The sequence below is a fragment of the Saccharomonospora halophila 8 genome (assembly GCF_000383775.1).
GTDB lineage: Bacteria > Actinomycetota > Actinomycetes > Mycobacteriales > Pseudonocardiaceae > Saccharomonospora > Saccharomonospora halophila.
This window is the reverse complement of record NZ_KB912488.1, coordinates 74555-90188: the sequence shown is the minus strand read 5'-3', so window position 1 is coordinate 90188 and position 15634 is coordinate 74555. Positions and strand designations below refer to the sequence as shown.

Here is a 15634-nt window from a genome sequence, read left to right as displayed (position 1 = left end):
GCACGGCGCGCCTCCGCCCGCCGGGAGGGCACGGGGTCCGGCGCCCCGCGGGGCAAGGCCAAGGGCGGTCCGTCCGCGGACCGTCCCGCCCCGAAGGGGAAGACCTCGGGTGAGTCCGCCAAGCCCGAGGGCAAGAACCGGCCCACCCCGAAGCAGCGGGACCGCCGGAAGACCGGGCAGGACTCGCTGTTCTCCCGGATCGTCCGGTTCATCCGCGAGGTATGGGGTGAGCTGCGTAAGGTCATCTGGCCGACGCGCAAACAGATGGTCACCTACACCACCGTGGTGCTGATCTTCCTGGTCTTCATGGTGGGGTTGGTCTCCGGACTCGACTACGTCTTCCTCCAGGGTGTCGACGTCGTGTTCGGCGAGTGACCGGTTCGCAGAACCCCTCGCGGGTGGTCGCGTCGGTGCGGCGCGGGCCACCAGCAGACGTGATCAACTGAGAGGACGGAAAGTGACCTCCGAGAACGGCTCAGGAGCCGGTCAGGATCAGACCGGCCTCCCCGACGAGCAGGTGCTCGCGGCCACCGGCGGATCGGAGTCGGACCACACCGGCCCCGTCGAGTCGCCGGAACGGTCCGCCGAGTCCGCGGAGGGTGCCGGGATCACCGAGCCGACGGAAAGCTCGCCCGAGACCGGGGCCCCGGAGCCGGGGGAGACCGCCGCGCTGGAGGAGACTGCGGAGCCGGAGGAGGCCACGGAGCCGCAGCACGAGGACCCCGTCGCCGCGCTGCGTGCCGAGCTGCGCTCGCAGCCGGGCGAATGGTACGTCGTGCACTCCTACGCCGGGTACGAGAACAAGGTCAAGAACAACCTGGAGACCCGGCGGCAGACGCTCGACGTCGAGGACTACATCTTCCAGATCGAGGTGCCCACCGAGGAGGTCACCGAGATCAAGAACGGCCAGCGCAAGATCGTGCAGCGCAAGGTCCTTCCGGGTTACATCCTGGTCCGGATGGAGCTCAACGACGCGTCCTGGGGCGCGGTGCGCAACACCCCCGGTGTCACCGGGTTCGTGGGCGCGACGTCGCGACCGTCGCCGTTGAGCCTGGACGAGGTGCTGAAGTTCCTCGCGCCGCAGGTCGAGCAGCCCGAACCGGCGAAGGCCGCCAAGGGCGAGCCCGCCGCCGCGGAGGCCCCCGCCGCCACGGGCCGTGCGGTGGAGGTCGAGTTCGAGGTCGGCGAGTCGGTCACGGTCATGGATGGACCGTTCGCCACGCTGCCTGCGACGATCAGCGAGGTGAACGCGGACGCGCAGAAGCTGAAGGTCCTGGTCTCGATCTTCGGCCGGGAGACGCCGGTCGAGCTGTCGTTCAACCAGGTCTCCAAGATCTGACGGTCGAATCCCACGGCCGCAGGCAGGCTCCGCGCCACGGCAGGTGCGCGGGGACGAGTGACATCGAACAGGAACGAGAATGCCACCCAAGAAGAAGAAGCTCGCAGCGATCATCAAGCTGCAGATCCAGGCGGGCGCCGCGAACCCGGCGCCGCCGGTCGGGCCCGCGCTGGGTCAGCACGGCGTCAACATCATGGAGTTCTGCAAGGCCTACAACGCCGCGACGGAGTCGCAGCGCGGCAACGTGGTGCCGGTCGAGATCTCCGTGTTCGAGGACCGCTCGTTCGACTTCAAGCTCAAGACCCCGCCGGCGGCCAAGCTGCTGATGAAGGCCGCGGGCGTGGACAAGGGCAGCGGCGAGCCGCACAAGCAGAAGATCGGCAAGGTCAGCTGGGACCAGGTCCGCGAGATCGCGGAAACCAAGCGCACCGATCTCAACGTGGAGAGCATGGACCAGGCGACGAAGATCATCGCCGGGACCGCCAAGTCGATGGGCATCACGATCGAGTGATTTCCCGCCTCCGGGTCCCGCCCCGGAACGGCCGAGTGGAAGGGCCACGCGCTGACCCGCACCACGACTGATCCGCATCACGACTTTCGAGGACAGGACATGACCAAGCGCAGCAAGGCCTACCGTCAGGCCGCCGAGCTGATCGACCGCGACCGGCAGTACACGCCGCTCGAAGCCGCGAAGCTCGCGCAGCAGACGGCCAAGGTGAAGATGGACGCCACCGTCGAGGTCGCCATGCGACTCGGCGTGGACCCCCGCAAGGCCGACCAGATGGTCCGCGGCACCGTGAACCTGCCGCACGGAACGGGTAAGACCGTCCGCGTCATCGCGTTCGCCACCGGTGAGAAGGCCGCCGAGGCCGAGGCCGCCGGCGCCGACGCGGCCGGGACCGACGAACTGCTCGAGCGCATCCAGGGTGGCTGGCTCGAGTTCGACGCCGCGATCGCGACTCCGGACCAGATGGCCAAGGTCGGGCGGGTGGCCCGCATCCTCGGCCCGCGGGGCCTGATGCCGAACCCGAAGACCGGCACGGTCACCCCGGAGATCGGCAAGGCCGTCTCCGACATCAAGGGCGGCAAGGTCAGCTTCCGCGTCGACAAGCAGGCCAACCTGCACCTGGCGATCGGGAAGGTCTCGTTCGACACCGAGAAGCTGGTCGAGAACTACGCCGCCGCGCTGGACGAGGTGCTCCGGTCGAAGCCGTCGGCGTCGAAGGGCCGCTACCTGAAGAAGGTCACCTTCACGACCACGATGGGCCCGGGTATCGAGGTCGACCCGACCCGCACCCGCAATCTCCTGGTCGACGAAGCGGCGAGCTGACCCGCCCGGTCCACGGGCACACGGGACGCCGAGTGGGGCGGTCATCCGGACGGATGGCCGCCCCACTGTCGTATCCGGCCCCCGAGGCCCTGAGGCCCTGAGGCCCCGAGGCCCCCACGGCCCCGGGGCCCGGGCACGGAGCACGCGGAGAACGCGGATCCGGTACTCAGTTGCCCGCGCTGCCCGTGGTGGGGGTGCCGACGGTGGGTGTTCCGGACGGTGCGCTCGGCCGTGGGCAGGCCCGCGGCCCCGGTTGGTGGTTGGTGATCAGCCACTGGCCCAGTTCCACCCTGGTCACGGTGAACACACCCAGCGCCGGTCCTCCGGTGACGTCGAATTCGCACGAGTCGATGCGCACACGGTGCGCCTCGGGGTCGTACCACCGGGGAAACAGCGACTCGGCGTAGTCGTTGACGTGCGAGACCTCGCCGTGGAGGGCGTGGACGGCCTCCCGGCAGTCGGCGTGGCCCAGGTTCTCCGCGAACCGCTGCTGGATGCCGGCGTCGTTGTCGAAGTAGCCGCAGGCGAAGTCGACCCGGTTCTGCGCGATGTGGTGGTAGACCTTGCGGACCGCCTCGTGCGGTTCGGTCGCGAGCAGTTGCTCGGTCCGGTAGGTGCCGCCGCCGGATCCGGCCAGCTCCTCGGTGGACATGCCCTGCTCGTCCGAGCCGAACAGCTGGTTCAGCAGCCAGGTGACGAAGAGGGCGAGCAGCAGGAAGAAGATCAGCCAGGCGAGGACCTTCCGGCCGAGCCACCGCAGCCATCCCGGCACACGCACGCCGCGGAGGCGGGGCCCCCGCGCGGAATCCGGGGGCGGCTCCGGCGGCCCCGTGGGAGGGGCTGTTCCCACCGTCGTCGTTGCGCCGGGGGAGAGGTCCGTGCCGTTCGGGTATGTCCCGGCAGGCACGGGGGTGCCGGCTCCCGGGACATCCCCGGCTTCGGTCGCCCGTTGGAATTCCTGGAACCGCTGGAACTCCTGGAAGCGCCGGAACTGCTCGAACTCCCGCGACCGGTCGGCGTCGACACCGCCCGGCTCGACACCGCCCGGCTCGGCATTCTCCCGGGGGACGAGCGCGGCCGGGTCTGTGCCGGACCGCCGGTCGGGATCCGCCGACACCGGGGTGTCGGCGTCGCTGTCCGGGGGCGATTGCCCCGGGGTGCCCGCCCCGGGTGGGTCGGGTGGGGTCCCGTCGGGTGGAGCCCCGTCCGGTTCCGGGCGGGGCTGTCCGGACTGCGCGTCACCAGGTCGCTCAACCACGTGACCCATGATGCCTGCTCGCCCACGCCCGGTGGCCGAGCGAACCACGGTTCGCGGGCGGACCGTGCGCACCGGGGGCGGGGATTCCGGGCGCGCGGGCGGGGCGTATGCTTGGGGACGGTTCTACCGAAGACCGCCGGTCTTCCTCCCGCTCGAGGTGGGGGGAACGAAGGCCCCGCGTGACGGCGGGCGGCCCGCGCAGGAGGAACGAGGCTCGCACACGGTCCGGACCCTGTCCGTGGATCGTCACTTTCGACGCCCCGCGCCTGCTGCGCCGGGGCGTTTCGTCGTCGTGGGGGTGCCGGGCCGCCGGTGGTCACCAGCCAAGAGAGGAGGCGACCATGGCGAAGCCCGAGAAGGTGGCGGCCGTCGCCGAGATCGCGGACAGCTTCCGCAACAGCTCGGCCACCGTCGTCACCCAGTACACCGGGCTCTCCGTGTCCCAGCTCAGCGAGCTGCGTCGCGCTCTCGGCGACACCGTCAAGTACCGGGTCGCGAAGAACACCCTCGTCAAGCGTGCCGCCGAGGAGGCGGGCGTCGAAGGGATGGACGAGCTCTTTCTCGGTCCGACCGCGATCGCCTTCGTGGAGGGCGAGCCGGTCGAGGCCGCGAAGACTCTGAAGAACTTCGCGAAGGACCACAGCGCCCTGGTCATCAAGGGCGGCTACATGGACGGTCAGCCGTTGTCGGTCACCGAGATCGACCGGCTCGCCGACCTGGAGAGCCGCGAGGTCCTGCTGTCGAAGGCCGCGGGCGCGATGAAGGCCAAGATCTCCGAGGCCGCATCGCTGTTCGCGGCCCCGGCGTCGCAGGTCGCGCGCATGGCCTCCGCACTGGAGGGCAAGCGTGGGTCCGAGGGTTCCGCCGCCGCCGGTGGCGACACCGAGGAGAGCTGACAGCCGCCGAGAGCTGATCCGACACACCAACCCGGGACCACGAGTCCACGACAAGGAAGGAACGCCATCATGGCGAAGATGAGCACGGACGAACTGCTCGACGTCTTCAAGGAGATGACGCTGCTCGAACTCTCCGAGTTCGTGAAGCAGTTCGAGGAGACCTTCGACGTCTCCGCCGCCGCGCCGGCCCCGGTCGCCGTGGCCGCGGGCGGTGCCGCCGAGGCCCCGGCCGAGGAGGAAGAGGAGCAGGACGAGTTCGACGTCGTGCTCGACGACGCGGGTGACAAGAAGATCCAGGTCATCAAGGTCGTCCGCGAGCTCGTCTCCGGTCTGGGCCTGAAGGAGGCCAAGGAGATGGTCGAGGAGGTCCCGAAGCCGCTCCTGGAGAAGGTCGACAAGGAGGCCGCCGACGCCGCCAAGGCGAAGCTGGAGGAGGCCGGCGCGAAGATCAGCGTCAAGTGATCTGATCCGCCACTCCTGAGCGGGCCGACCGTTGCCGCAACGGTCGGCCCGCTCTTTTTGTCGGCGCCCGGATGGGTTACCGTGCCACGGCGAGATTCACACAATGGGAGTTCTATCCCACATCCAACTGGTGAGTAACCTACGCGCCCTCTGCTCGTTGAACCGAGTTGACGCGCCATGAACGATCTCCGGGAGGTGCGATGGGTGCCGAGGTGGTCATCGAAGGTTTGACCAAGTCCTTCGGGAAGCAGGCCATCTGGCGGGATGTCTCACTGACGCTGCCGCCCGGTGAGGTGTCGGTGATGCTCGGTCCGTCGGGTACGGGCAAATCCGTCTTCCTCAAATCCATGATCGGCTTGTTGAAGCCGGACACCGGCAAATGCGAGATCAACGGTGTCGACATCGTGCAGTGCTCCGAGCGCAAGCTGTACGACACCCGCAAGCTGTTCGGTGTGCTGTTCCAGGACGGCGCGTTGTTCGGGTCGATGAACCTCTACGACAACGTCGCCTTCCCGCTGCGCGAGCACACGAAGAAGTCCGAGACCGAGATCCGCAAGATCGTTCTCGAGAAGCTCGAAATGACGGGTCTGTCCGGGTCGGAGGACAAGCTCCCCGGCGAGATCTCGGGTGGTATGCGCAAGCGTGCCGGGCTGGCGCGTGCCCTCGTACTGGATCCGGAGATCATCCTCTGCGACGAACCCGACTCCGGTCTGGACCCGGTACGCACGGCGTACCTGTCGCAGCTGTTGATCGACCTCAACGCGCAGATCGACGCGACGATTCTGATCGTCACCCACAACATCAACGTGGCGCGGACCGTGCCCGACAACATCGGGATGCTGTTCCGTAAGGAACTGGTGATGTTCGGTCCGCGCGAGGTGCTGCTCACCAGCGAAGAACCCGTCGTCGAGCAGTTCCTCAACGGCCGCAGGCTGGGCCCGATCGGTATGAGCGAGGAGAAGGACTCCGCGCAGATGGCCGCCGAACAGGCCCAGGCCGACGCGGGACACCACGACGGGTCCACCGAGGACGTGCGCGGCATCGTTGCGCAGCTCCAGCCCACACCCGGGCTGCCGGAGCGCGCCGGTGTCCGCCGCCGCAAGGACCGCGTGATGCGGATCCTGCACACTCTCCCACCCGCGGCACGGGAGGGGATCATCGACTCGCTGACCCCCGAGGAGCGGCGCCACTACGGTGTCGCGCGGTCGGGCGACGCGGACCTCGTGGGTGTCCGGGCAGGACACCTCCCGAACGCCGACGTCGCCCGGGTTCCCGGTTCCGACCAGGGAATGCACGACCAGGGCGAGGAGCTGACCCACCGGATGCCCCCGTACGAACAAGGACACTCATGAGCTCTCCGGCCTCGACGGCCAGGATTCCCGGGATCGGGATGCTGCGTGAGACCGGCAGACTGTTCGCGCTCGCCCTCGACGTGGCGCGCGGTGTCTTCCAGCGTCCCTTCCAGCTCCGGGAATTCATCCAGCAGGCGTGGTTCATCGCCAGCGTCACGATCCTGCCGACCGCGCTGGTCGCGATCCCCTTCGGCGCGATCATCTCGTTGCAGTTCGGCTCGCTCGCGGGCCAACTCGGCGCGGAGTCGTACACCGGGGCGGGCAGCGTGCTGGCCACGGTGCAGCAGGCCGCACCCCTGGTGACCGCGCTGCTGGTGGCCGGTGCGGGCGGTTCCGCCGTCTGCGCCGACATCGGTGCGCGCACCATCCGCGAGGAGATCGACGCCATGGAGGTTCTCGGGGTCTCCGCGGTGCAGCGGCTCGTGGTGCCCAGGGTGCTCGCCTGCATGTTCGTGGCCCTGCTGCTCAACGGCATGGTCAGTGTCATCGGCGTGCTCGGCGGCTACTTCTTCAACGTGGTGCTGCAGGGCGGGACGCCGGGCGCCTATCTCGCCAGCTTCTCCGCGCTGGCACAGCTGTCGGACCTGTGGGTCGGCGAGCTCAAGGCGCTCATCTTCGGTTTCATCGCCGCGGTGGTGGCCGCGTACCGGGGGCTGAACCCCCCGCCGGGGCCGAAGGGCGTCGGGGACGCGGTCAACCAGTCCGTCGTCATCACCTTCCTGCTGCTGTTCGTGGTCAACGTCGTGCTGACGTTGCTCTACCTGCAGCTCGTTCCCTCGAAGCTGGACTGAACCGATGCCCCGTGTGACCCAGACCGCGAAGAGGCTCGCGAACCGTCCACTGGAGACGCTCGACGACCTCGGCGACCAGATGTCGTTCTACCTGCGCGCGCTCGCGTGGGCACCGAGGACGATCCGCCGCTACTCCAAGGAAGTCATGCGGCTGCTCGCCGAGGTGAGCTTCGGCTCCGGGTCGCTGGCGATGATCGGCGGCACCGTCGGTGTGATGGTCGGGCTGACGCTGTTCGTCGGCGTGCTGGTCGGCCTGCAGGGCTATTCGGCGCTGAACTCGATCGGCACCTCGGCGTTCACCGGCTTCCTCACGTCGTTCTTCAACACCCGGGAGATCGCCCCGCTCGTCGCGGGTCTCGCGCTGTCGGCCACCGTCGGCGCCGGGTTCACCGCCCAGCTCGGTGCGATGCGGATCTCCGAGGAGGTGGACGCGCTCGAGGTGATGGGCGTGCCGAGCCTGCCGTACCTGGTGACGACGCGCATCCTCGCGGGCTTCATCGCGGTGATGCCGCTGTACGTGGTCGGCCTGCTCAGTTCCTACCTGGCCTCCCGCACGGTGGTCGTGTACCTCTACGGACAGTCGGCGGGAACCTATGACCACTACTTCGACATGTTCCTGCCGGCCCAGGACGTCCTCTATTCGTTCGTCAAGGTGCTGATCTTCAGCGTGGTGATCATCTTGACGCACTGCTACTACGGCTACCGGGCGAGCGGGGGCCCCGCCGGTGTCGGCATCGCGGTCGGCCGCGCGGTCCGCCTGTCCATCGTGACGGCGGCCGTACTGAACTTCTTCATCGGCTTCGCCCTCTGGGGCACCGACACGACCGTGAGGATCGCGGGGTGAGCACGGCGATGGTGACGTTGCGGCGCAGGTTGCTCGGCCTGCTGCTGGTGGCGGTCATGGTGGGTGGTGTCGCGCTCAGTGTGGCCATCTACAACAAGCGGTTCACCGAGTTCGTCACGGTGCGGCTGCAGGCGGACACGGTCGGCAACCAGCTGTCGGAGAACTCCGACGTCAAGGTGCGTGGTCTGATCATCGGCCATGTCGGTGCGGTCGAACAGGGCCGGGACGGCGCGGAGCTGACCCTGAAGCTCGACCCGGCGAAGGCCGAGCTGGTCCCGGGCAACGCCTCGGCACGGTTCCTGCCGAAGACACTGTTCGGGGAGCGCTACGTCGCGCTGACGCTGCCCGACGAGCCGGCAGGCGAGCCGCTCACCGACGGGGACGTGATCCCCCAGGACCGGACCGAAAGCGCCATGCAGCTCGAACAGGCGCTGGACAGTCTGCTGCCGGTCCTGCGGGCCGTGCAGCCGCAGAAACTGGCGAGCACCCTCACCGCCGTGTCGACGTCGCTGCAGGGACGGGGGGAGCAGCTCGGCCGGACACTGACCGGCCTCGGCGACTACCTCGGTGAGCTGAACCCGCACTTGCCGGACCTGCGGACGAACCTGCGCGAGCTCGCCGACTACTCCGACAACCTCGACGAGGTGGCTCCGCAACTGGTGCGCACGCTGGACAACCTCACCACGACCAGCCGCACCCTCGTGGACAAGCGGGAGAACCTGGCGACGCTGTACCGCACCGTGAGCACCGCCTCCACGGACCTGCGGTCGTTCCTCAAGGCCAACGCGGACAACTTGATCAACCTCGGGGAGACGGCGCGACCGACGGCCGAGCTGCTCGCGGAGTACTCGCCGTCCTACCCGTGCTTCCTCGGGCAGATGGCCGAACTCGTCCCCCGGATCGATGAGACGTTCGGTAAGGGGACGGACAAGCCCGGCCTGCGCGCGAAGATGGAGATCACCGTGGACCGCGGGCCCTACGAGCCCGGCCGGGACGAGCCGGAGTACAACGACGAGCGTGGCCCGCGGTGCTACGCGATGGACGAGTACCCGGACCCGTTCCCGCAACACCCCCCGGACGGACCGCTCAAGGACGGCAGCGAGTCGCCGCCACCGGCTCGGACCTCGACGGAGGGACTGAACCGGGCGGGCGGCGCCACCGGGATGGGCGGCGCGGCACCGCTGATCGGGAATCCCGCCGGCACGTCCGGTGAGCGGGCGCTGGTGGCCCGGCTCTCCGCCGGAACGACCGGACTCGAACCGTCCGAGATACCCGGGTGGGCCAGCCTGCTGGTGGCACCGCTCTACCGGGGGACGGAGGTGACGGTCGAGTGACGACACCCGCGACCAAAACCCCGCGACCGCGGCCCGCACGGGGCCGGAAGACATCCGACCGCACGCCGTCGACCAGGGAGGTGAGCACGTGAGGGGACTGGCCGCACCACTGACCAAGCTGATCGCCTTCGTGCTGGTGACCGTGGTCTGCACCGGCCTGCTGGGGATCAGCATCGCCAATCTGAGTCTGTCCGACAGCCGGACCTACAGCGCCCGGTTCAGCGACGTCACGATGGTCAACCCGGGAGACGACGTCCGCATCGCCGGTGTGCGCGTCGGGGAGGTCACCGAGGTCCGGCTCGTGGACCGTCGCCGGGCGGAGGTCGACTTCGAGGTCGAGCAGGGGCGCGAGCTGCCGAGCAACGTCACGGCCGCACTCCAGTTCCGCAACCTCGTCGGGCAGCGTTACCTCGCCCTCGAGCGCGGCGAGGGGCAGGCGCGGGGCTCCCTCGAACCGGGCGGGACGATCCCGGTCGAGCGCACCCGGCCCGCGGTGAACCTCACCGAACTGTTCAACGGGTTCCAGCCGTTGTTCCGCGCCCTCGAACCCGAGCAGGTGAACAAGCTCTCCTACGAGATCGTGCAGGTGCTGCAGGGTGAGGCGGGCACCGTGCAGAACCTGCTGTCGCACACCGCGTCGCTGACGACCACCCTGGCCGAGAAGGACCAGGTCATCGGCAGCGTGATCGAGAACCTGAACACGGTCCTGGCGACGCTGAACGAACGCAGCCCGCAACTGTCCGACCTGATCAGCAGGTTGCAGCGATTCGTCTCCGGCCTCGCGGCCGACCGGGACCCGATCGGCCGGGCCATCCGGTCCCTGGGCGATCTCACCGAGACCACCGCCGGCCTGCTCGGCGACGCCCGCGAACCGCTGCGCCAGGACATCGACGCGCTCGGCGACCTCGCGAGCAACCTCAACGACCACGAGGCGACGGTCGAGCAGTTCATCCGCTACCTGCCCGAGAAGGTCAACACGCTCAGCAACACGGCCAGTTACGGATCCTGGCTCAACTTCTACCTGTGTGAGGCCCATGGCAGCGTGCGGATCCCAGGCTCGGGAGAGAAGCAGGTGGACCTGCCGATGATGCCGGTCACCCAGGGGCGGTGCCAGTCATGAAGAGTTTTCAGAAGCGCAACCCCGTCCCGATCGCGCTCGTCGGCATCGTCGTGCTCGTGCTCAGCACGCTCGCGGCGCTCAACGCCGAGGACCTGCCGATCATCGGTGGTGGTACCACCTACCGCGCCGAGTTCAGCGAGGTCGCCGGGCTGACGGCCGACAGCGAGGTCCGCGTGGCCGGTGTCCGGGTGGGCGAGGTGGCCGACATCGAACTCGACGGGGACCGGGTGCTCGTGTCGTTCACGGTCTCCGACACCTGGCTCGGCGCCGACACCAGTGCCTCGATCCAGATCAAGACCATGCTCGGGCAGAAGTACCTGGCGCTCGATCCGGTCGGCGAGCGTGCGCTCGACCCGCGCGAGACCATCCCGATCGAGCGCACCGCGGCGCCCTACGACATCATGGAGGCCTTCCGCGGGTTGTCCGGCACGATCGACGAGATCGACACCGACCAGCTGGCACGCAGCTTCGACACGCTGTCCGAGACGTTCGCCGACACCCCGGAGGACGTGCGCGGTGCCCTGCGCGGTCTGTCCCGGCTGTCCGACACCATCGCCTTCCGGGACCAGCAGCTGTCCGAACTCCTCGGCAACACCCGCCAGGTCAGTCGGACCCTGGCCGACCGGGACGCCGAACTCGCCAAGCTCATGGAGGACGGGAACAAACTGCTCGAGGAGCTGCGCAACCGGGAGCAGGCGATCAAGACGATGCTCGACGGCAGCAGACAGCTCGCCACCGAACTGCAGGGGCTCGTCGACGACAACAACGAACAGTTGGCGCCGGTGCTCGCCGACCTCGACCAGCTGACCAACATGCTGCACCGCAACCAGGAATCGCTTTCCGAGGGCATCAAGCAGTTCGCGCCGTTCGTGCGGGTGTTCACCAACACCATCGGCAACGGCCGGTGGTTCGACAACTACATCTGCGGCTTACTCCTGCCCTCGATCGGTCCGCTCAACGAAGAGGGGTGTCACGCACAATGACCAGCACCCGCTTCGGCACCCGGCTCACCCGCGGCGTCGTGCTCGCCTGCGTCCTCGGCCTGGTCGTCGCGAGCGGCCTGTGGTGGGCCCTCGCCGACTCCGGCCGCAGACACGCCACGGCGTACTTCCCGGAAGCCATCGGCCTCTACGAGGGCAACGACGTGCGCGTGCTCGGCGTGCGCATCGGCGAGATCACCGAGGTCGCCCCCGAGGGGGAGCGGGTCCGCGTCGGGTTGGCCTACGACTCCGACGTGGCCGTCCCCGCGGACGCGAAAGCCGCGATCGTGGCGCCGTCCCTGGTGTCCGACCGGTACGTCCAGTTCACCCCCGCGCACACCGGCGGGCCTCGACTGGCGGACGGTGCGGTCCTCACCCGCGACCGCACCGCGGTGCCGATGGAGATCGACGAACTGAGCGAGAGCGTCAGCGAGGTGTCCGAGGCACTCGGACCGAACGGCGCCAACTCCGAGGGCTCGCTCAACGACGTGCTCGACACCCTCGCCGAGAACCTCGACGGCAACGGCGCCGAGATGAACAAGACGATCACGAAACTCGGTCGGGCCGCGGGCACCCTGTCCGGCAACTCCGGCGACTTGTTCGCCACCGTGGAGAATCTGGCGAAACTGTCCGGCACGCTGGCCGAGAGCGACGACCAGGTGCGCCGCTTCGAGAACCAGCTCGCCGACGTCAGCTCCTTTATGGCGGCGGAGCGGCAGAACCTGGCCGCCACCGTCGACCACCTGGGCAGCACGCTGCAGTCGGTGCACACGTTCGTCGAGAACAACCGGGACCGCGTCAAATCCAACGTGGACAAACTCGCCAGCGTCACCCGGGTTCTCGTCGAGCAGCGCGGAGCGCTCGCGGAGACGCTCGACGTCGCGCCGTTGGCCCTGGGTAACCTCGCCAACACTTACAACGCCGCCTCCGGGACGCTGGACGCGCGGCCCAACCTCAACGAGCTGACCCAGCCGCCCGCCGCGATGGTGTGCGGTTTCCTCCAGCAGACCCCGGAGGCGCTGGACACGGTGGGTGACCTCTGCGCGGACATGGCTCCGGTGGTGGACGGGACCGTGCCGCTCCCGTCGCTGGCCCAGGCGGCGCACGCGCTCAACGAGGGCGAACTGCCGGAACTGCCGCTGCCCGTCCTCGGGCAGATCTCCGAATCGGGAGGTGACCGGTGAAACGCGCCCGCACCCTCGTCGCGTCCGCCTCGGCCGCGGTCCTGCTGCTGGTCAGCGGCTGCGGCGTCCAGTTCGGCGGCGTCTACGACCTCCCGCTGCCCGGTGGGGCCGACCTCGGTGAGGACCCGTACGACGTGCGTATCCACTTCCGCGACGTCCTCGACCTGGTGCCGAGGGCGGGCGTGCGCGTGGACCAGGTCCCCGTCGGCGAGGTGAAGGCGATCGACGTCGCCGACGACGGGTGGACCGCCGAGGTCACCGTCTCGGTCAGCGGGGACGTGGACCTGCCCGCCAACGCCGTGGCGAACGTGCGCCAGTCCAGCCTGCTCGGGGAGAAGTACGTCGAACTCGCCCCACCCGCCCAGCGACCCGCCGAGGCGGAACTCGCCGACGGCGACCTGATCCCGGTGGAGCGCACCGACCGCTCCGTCGAGGTCGAGGAGATCCTCGGCGCCCTGTCGATGTTGCTCAACGGTGGCGGCGTCGAGCAGCTCAACACCATTACGCGGGAGCTCAACGCGGCGCTGGAGGGCAACGAACAGGACGTCAAGGCCATGCTGAACAACACCGAGCAGCTCGTGACCACCCTCGACGAACAGTCGTCCGACATCACCCGCGCTCTCGACGCGCTCGACCGGCTGTCGGCGACCCTGGCGGGGCAGAAGGACGAGATCGCGAACGCCGTCGAGAACCTCGGCCCCGGACTCAGGGTCCTCGAGGACCAGCGCGGCCGGCTGGTGGACATGCTCACCGCCTTCGAGAAGTTGTCGGACGTGGCCGTGCATACGGTCAACGCGAGCCACGAGGATCTGGTCGCCAACCTGGAGGCGATGCTGCCGACGTTGCGCAAGCTCGCCGAGGCCGGCGCGGACCTGCCGAAGGCACTCGAGTTGATGCTGACCTACCCCTTCACGGACGCGGCGGCCGAAGCCGTGAAGGGCGACTACATGAACCTCTACGTCTCGCTCGACCTGAACCTGGAGGAGATCCTGGCGAACCTGGGTCGCAGCAGGCAGAGCCCGCTTCCCGATCCCGGCTCGGCCGACGGCGAAGAGGGCGGCGACGCCCCGCCGCTGCCACTACCCGGGGAGACCGACACCGAGGGCGGCTCCGGGACCGAATCGGGCGTCGGCGGAGTCCTCGACTCCCTCACCGGAGGTGCGCGCTGATGCTCGTGCGCAAGACCAGAATCCAGCTGGTGGCCTTCGTGGTCATCTCGGTGCTCGCCGTCGCGTACGCGCTCGTGCGCTTCAGCGACGTCGAGAAGGCCTTCGGTTCCGGCGGATACACCGTCCAGCTCCAGCTCACCGAGTCCGGAGGAATCTTCAGCGGCGGCGAGGTGACCTACCGCGGTCACAACGTCGGCGAGGTCGGACAACTGCGCCTCACCGACAGCGGGCTGACCGCCGAACTCGACATCGCGGCCGACGCGCCGCCGATCCCGAGAACACTCGACGCGGCGGTCGCGAACCGCTCCGCGGTCGGTGAGCAGTACGTCGACCTCCGCCCGACGTCCTCCGGCGCCCCCTACCTGGAGGACGGCTCGGTTATCGACGCCTCCCGGGTGAGCACCCCGGTGCGCACGGAAGAGCTGATCTCGGACCTGTACGACTTCACCGAGTCCGTGCCGACCGAGTCCCTGCGCACGGTGGTGGACGAGTCCTACGAGGCGTTCCAGGGCACCGGCGACGACCTGCAGGCGCTGATGGACACCACGAGCGAGTTCACCCGCGTGGCGCGCGAGCACCTCCCGCAGACGGTGGAGCTGCTCGACAAGGGCAGCACGGTGCTCGCCACCCAGAACGACCTCAGCGGGTCGCTGCGGTCGTTCAGCCGGGACCTGGAGGCACTGTCCACGACGCTGAAGAACTCGGACGGCGACATCCGGGAACTCATCGACACCGCCCCGCGGTCGGCGACCCAGATCAGCCAGGTGCTGGCCGAGACCGGACCCGGGCTGAGCTCGTTGGTCGCCAACCTGCTCACCACGGCCAACGTCACGTCCACCCGGCTGGACGGAATCGAGCAGGCGTTCATCACCTACCCGGTGGTGGCGGCCGGCGCGTACAGCGTCACCCCGGGGGACGGCTTCGCACACCTGGGCATGGTGCTGAACATGTTCGACCCGCCGTCGTGCACCAAGGGCTACCGTTCCCCGGAGGAGTACCGCGCGGGCAACGACACCAGCGACCGGCCGCCGAAGAACGACGCCTACTGCGCCGAGCCCCCGGGCAGCCCGATCTCGGTCCGCGGGGCGCAGAACGCGCCGTACAACGGGGTCCCGCAGATCCCGTCCGACCGGCAGGTCGAGTCGAACAGCGACCGGGACAGCGAACAGTTGGCGATGATGCGGGGCGCGCCGGGGATCGCGGGCAGCCCCGGGATGGACATCACCAGCATGCGCCGGCTGCTGGGACTGGACGGGTGAATCGGCCGGTTGACAGCGACATCACACCTTCGACCTAGTCTGGAGCGCTATGAGTTCGGACGAGCAGCACGGCTCCTCCGCGGACCACCCGGGGGAGGTGGAGGACGGAAGTCCGGTGCCGGCCCGGGACGACGCCGTCGGGCGCAGCGCCGGGTCTCCTGAAGGTGTGGAGTCGCCCGAGGGTGCTGAGGGTGCTGAGGGTGCGGAGGGCTCCCAGGGTGCGGAGGCCGCCGCCGCGGCCGTCGACCCGGTTCCGGACGGATCCTCCCGCGGTGGCCCGCCCCGTTGGCTCGTGCCCGCGGGTGCCGCGCTGACC

16 protein-coding genes and 1 pseudogene are annotated in these 15634 nt (G+C 69.1%); 16 read left to right on the top strand and 1 reads right to left on the bottom strand.

Annotated features, from left to right (window positions below; translation table 11 throughout):
• The 4 genes from secE to rplA form a co-directional block, all read left to right on the top strand.
• Positions 1-375 (top strand): preprotein translocase subunit SecE (gene secE / locus SACHA_RS0103125; protein WP_019807137.1); only part of this gene is annotated, 375 nt, incomplete at its 5' end.
• 82 nt (positions 376-457) lie between these two features.
• Positions 458-1339 (top strand): transcription termination/antitermination protein NusG, encoded by an 882-nt coding sequence (gene nusG, locus SACHA_RS0103120; protein WP_019807135.1) that lies wholly within the window; start codon positions 458-460, stop codon positions 1337-1339.
• A gap of 79 nt (positions 1340-1418) precedes the next feature.
• Complete coding sequence (gene rplK / locus SACHA_RS0103115) at positions 1419-1850, top strand: 50S ribosomal protein L11 (RefSeq protein ID WP_007024035.1); 432 nt, start codon at positions 1419-1421, stop codon at positions 1848-1850.
• Between the two features lie 99 nt (positions 1851-1949).
• The gene (gene rplA, locus SACHA_RS0103110) at positions 1950-2669 is read left to right on the top strand and encodes a 50S ribosomal protein L1 (protein WP_019807133.1); all 720 of its coding nucleotides are present in this window, start codon (positions 1950-1952) and stop codon (positions 2667-2669) included.
• A 166-nt stretch (positions 2670-2835) separates the two neighbouring features.
• Here rplA and SACHA_RS0103105 read toward each other — a convergent pair whose 3' ends face one another.
• On the bottom strand, positions 2836-3936 hold the full coding sequence (locus tag SACHA_RS0103105; protein WP_028662842.1) for a hypothetical protein: 1101 nt from the start codon (positions 3934-3936) through the stop codon (positions 2836-2838).
• A 332-nt stretch (positions 3937-4268) separates the two neighbouring features.
• On the opposite strand from SACHA_RS0103105, the gene rplJ reads away from it, so the two are divergent.
• From rplJ to SACHA_RS25935, 12 genes and pseudogenes are all read left to right on the top strand, one after another.
• Positions 4269-4823, top strand: a complete 555-nt coding sequence (gene rplJ, locus SACHA_RS0103100) for a 50S ribosomal protein L10 (protein WP_019807129.1) — start codon at positions 4269-4271, stop codon at positions 4821-4823.
• A 69-nt stretch (positions 4824-4892) separates the two neighbouring features.
• Positions 4893-5285 (top strand): 50S ribosomal protein L7/L12, encoded by a 393-nt coding sequence (gene rplL, locus SACHA_RS0103095; RefSeq protein ID WP_019807127.1) that lies wholly within the window; start codon positions 4893-4895, stop codon positions 5283-5285.
• A 200-nt stretch (positions 5286-5485) separates the two neighbouring features.
• Positions 5486-6637 carry an ABC transporter ATP-binding protein gene (locus tag SACHA_RS0103090; protein ID WP_019807125.1) on the top strand — a complete coding sequence of 384 codons (1152 nt, stop codon included), beginning with the start codon at positions 5486-5488 and terminating at the stop codon, positions 6635-6637.
• Positions 6634-7428 carry an MlaE family ABC transporter permease gene (locus tag SACHA_RS0103085; RefSeq protein ID WP_019807123.1) on the top strand — a complete coding sequence of 265 codons (795 nt, stop codon included), beginning with the start codon at positions 6634-6636 and terminating at the stop codon, positions 7426-7428. Before SACHA_RS0103090 ends, SACHA_RS0103085 begins: the two co-directional genes overlap by 4 nt.
• Positions 7429-7432: 4 nt before the next feature.
• Positions 7433-8272: an MlaE family ABC transporter permease gene (locus SACHA_RS0103080; protein ID WP_028662841.1), complete on the top strand. Its 840-nt coding sequence runs from the start codon at positions 7433-7435 to the stop codon at positions 8270-8272.
• Positions 8269-9606 carry an MCE family protein gene (locus tag SACHA_RS0103075; RefSeq protein ID WP_019807119.1) on the top strand — a complete coding sequence of 446 codons (1338 nt, stop codon included), beginning with the start codon at positions 8269-8271 and terminating at the stop codon, positions 9604-9606. Before SACHA_RS0103080 ends, SACHA_RS0103075 begins: the two co-directional genes overlap by 4 nt.
• Positions 9607-9694: 88 nt before the next feature.
• On the top strand, positions 9695-10726 hold the full coding sequence (locus tag SACHA_RS0103070; RefSeq protein WP_019807117.1) for an MCE family protein: 1032 nt from the start codon (positions 9695-9697) through the stop codon (positions 10724-10726).
• A complete protein-coding gene (locus tag SACHA_RS0103065; RefSeq protein ID WP_019807115.1) occupies positions 10723-11709 on the top strand; it encodes an MCE family protein in 987 nt (328 codons plus the stop codon). Before SACHA_RS0103070 ends, SACHA_RS0103065 begins: the two co-directional genes overlap by 4 nt.
• On the top strand, positions 11706-12890 hold the full coding sequence (locus tag SACHA_RS0103060; RefSeq protein WP_019807114.1) for an MCE family protein: 1185 nt from the start codon (positions 11706-11708) through the stop codon (positions 12888-12890). The genes SACHA_RS0103065 and SACHA_RS0103060 overlap by 4 nt, the downstream gene beginning before the upstream one ends.
• A complete protein-coding gene (locus SACHA_RS0103055; protein WP_019807112.1) occupies positions 12887-14059 on the top strand; it encodes an MCE family protein in 1173 nt (390 codons plus the stop codon). The genes SACHA_RS0103060 and SACHA_RS0103055 overlap by 4 nt, the downstream gene beginning before the upstream one ends.
• The gene (locus tag SACHA_RS0103050) at positions 14059-15318 is read left to right on the top strand and encodes an MCE family protein (protein WP_019807110.1); all 1260 of its coding nucleotides are present in this window, start codon (positions 14059-14061) and stop codon (positions 15316-15318) included. Before SACHA_RS0103055 ends, SACHA_RS0103050 begins: the two co-directional genes overlap by 1 nt.
• 49 nt (positions 15319-15367) lie before the next feature.
• Positions 15368-15634, top strand: a pseudogene (locus SACHA_RS25935) (hypothetical protein); the annotation flags it as partial.

What these genes read in the sequence shown, in the direction of transcription:
- rplK (WP_007024035.1), top strand. Translation starts at nt 1,419, where the DNA reads ATGCCACCCAAGAAGAAGAAGCTCGCAGCGATCATCAAGCTGCAGATC.
- rplA (WP_019807133.1), top strand. Translation starts at nt 1,950, where the DNA reads ATGACCAAGCGCAGCAAGGCCTACCGTCAGGCCGCCGAGCTGATCGAC.
- SACHA_RS0103105 (WP_028662842.1), bottom strand. Translation starts at nt 3,936, where the DNA reads ATGGGTCACGTGGTTGAGCGACCTGGTGACGCGCAGTCCGGACAGCCC.
- rplJ (WP_019807129.1), top strand. Translation starts at nt 4,269, where the DNA reads ATGGCGAAGCCCGAGAAGGTGGCGGCCGTCGCCGAGATCGCGGACAGC.
- rplL (WP_019807127.1), top strand. Translation starts at nt 4,893, where the DNA reads ATGGCGAAGATGAGCACGGACGAACTGCTCGACGTCTTCAAGGAGATG.
- SACHA_RS0103090 (WP_019807125.1), top strand. Translation starts at nt 5,486, where the DNA reads ATGGGTGCCGAGGTGGTCATCGAAGGTTTGACCAAGTCCTTCGGGAAG.
- SACHA_RS0103085 (WP_019807123.1), top strand. Translation starts at nt 6,634, where the DNA reads ATGAGCTCTCCGGCCTCGACGGCCAGGATTCCCGGGATCGGGATGCTG.
- SACHA_RS0103080 (WP_028662841.1), top strand. Translation starts at nt 7,433, where the DNA reads ATGCCCCGTGTGACCCAGACCGCGAAGAGGCTCGCGAACCGTCCACTG.
- SACHA_RS0103065 (WP_019807115.1), top strand. Translation starts at nt 10,723, where the DNA reads ATGAAGAGTTTTCAGAAGCGCAACCCCGTCCCGATCGCGCTCGTCGGC.
- SACHA_RS0103060 (WP_019807114.1), top strand. Translation starts at nt 11,706, where the DNA reads ATGACCAGCACCCGCTTCGGCACCCGGCTCACCCGCGGCGTCGTGCTC.
- SACHA_RS0103050 (WP_019807110.1), top strand. Translation starts at nt 14,059, where the DNA reads ATGCTCGTGCGCAAGACCAGAATCCAGCTGGTGGCCTTCGTGGTCATC.